This window comes from Cryobacterium sp. W22_MBD10_FK3, from assembly GCF_052113745.1.
Lineage (GTDB): Bacteria > Actinomycetota > Actinomycetes > Actinomycetales > Microbacteriaceae > Cryobacterium.
Window position 1 is genome coordinate 1 of the sequence record NZ_JBGQOH010000041.1, and the last position, 1,836, is coordinate 1,836.

Annotated in this window: 1 rRNA gene; it reads left to right on the forward strand. The window is 52.3% G+C overall.

Features of this window, described 5'->3' with window-relative positions:
- Positions 1–98 precede the first annotated feature (98 nt).
- Positions 99–1,836 (forward strand): 23S ribosomal RNA (locus ACEN2M_RS18690); the annotation flags it as partial.

Sequence of the window (1,836 nt, forward strand, 5' to 3'; positions counted from 1 at the left end):
CAAATTACAAAGATCAACACACTCTTTGAGTGTGTGATCATTGGTCAATTTCGGTCGCGAATTTATTCGCGGCACTTAATCGATTCAAACTCATGTGATTTCAAATTTTCAAGAGCAAACGGTGAATGCCTTGGCATGTAGAGCCGAAGAAGGACGTAGTAATCTGCGATAAGCCTCGGGGAGTTGATAAACGAACTGTGATCCGAGGATGTCCGAATGGGGAAACCCCGCCAGGCCCGCAAGGTGACCTGGTGACTCCCGCCTGAATATATAGGGCGGGTAGAGGGAACGTGGGGAAGTGAAACATCTCAGTACCCACAGGAAGAGAAAACAATAGTGATTCCGTTAGTAGTGGCGAGCGAACCCGGAAGAGGCTAAACCGATCATGTGTGATAGCCGGCAGGCGTTGCATGGTCGGGGTTGCGGGACTTTTCTGCTGATTCTGCCGAACAGTGAGGGTTAGAACGTTGTATAGACGAACAGGATTGAAAGCCTGGTCATAGAGGGTGCGAACCCCGTAGTCGAAATGCAGCAATCGCCCGAAGAGTATCCCAAGTAGCACGGGGCCCGAGAAATCCCGTGTGAATCTGTCAGGACCACCTGATAAGCCTAAATACTCCTACATGACCGATAGTGAACAAGTACCGTGAGGGAAAGGTGAAAAGTACCCCGGGAGGGGAGTGAAATAGTACCTGAAACCGTTTGCTTACAAACCGTTGGAGCACCCTTTGTTGGTGTGACAGCGTGCCTTTTGAAGAATGAGCCTGCGAGTTAGTGATATGTGGCGAGCTTAACCCGAGAGGGGAATGCGTAGCGAAAGCGAGTCTGAATAGGGCGATTCAGTCGCATGTCCTAGACCCGAAGCGAAGTGATCTATCCATGGCCAGGTTGAAGCGACGGTAAGACGTCGTGGAGGACCGAACCCACTTCAGTTGAAAATGGAGGGGATGAGCTGTGGATAGGGGTGAAAGGCCAATCAAACTTCGTGATAGCTGGTTCTCTCCGAAATGCATTTAGGTGCAGCGTTGCGTGTTTCTTGCCGGAGGTAGAGCTACTGGATAGCCGATGGGCCCTAAAAGGTTACTGACGTTAGCCAAACTCCGAATGCCGGTAAGTGAGAGCGCAGCAGTGAGACGGTGGGGGATAAGCTTCATCGTCGAGAGGGAAACAACCCAGACCACCATCTAAGGTCCCAAAGCGCGTGCTAAGTGGGAAAGGATGTGGAGTTGCATAGACAACCAGGAGGTTGGCTTAGAAGCAGCCACCCTTGAAAGAGTGCGTAATAGCTCACTGGTCAAGTGATTCCGCGCCGACAATGTAACGGGGCTCAAGCACGCCACCGAAGTTGTGGCATTGATATTTTTGGTAAGCCGCACCCTTGTGGTGTTGGTTCAGCCGTGTTGATGGGTAGGAGAGCGTCGTGTGGCCAGCGAAGCGGCGGTGTAAACCAGCCGTGGAGGCTACACGAGTGAGAATGCAGGCATGAGTAGCGAAAGACGGGTGAGAAACCCGTCCTCCGAAAGATCAAGGTTTCCAGGGCCAGGCTAATCCGCCCTGGGTAAGTCGGGACCTAAGGCGAGGCCGACAGGCGTAGTCGATGGACAACGGGTTTATATTCCCGTACTGATGAAAAACCGTCCAAGCTAATCCAGTAATGCTAAGCATCTGAATCCTCTAGATGGATCCCTTCGGGGTGAAGCGTGAGGCCTAGCGTGCGACCCTATGCTGGTGCGGTTAGCGTATTAACAGGTGTGACGCAGGAAGGTAGCTGAGCCGGGCGATGGTTGTCCCGGTCTAAGGATGTAGGGCGAACGATAGGCAAATCCGTCGTTCATG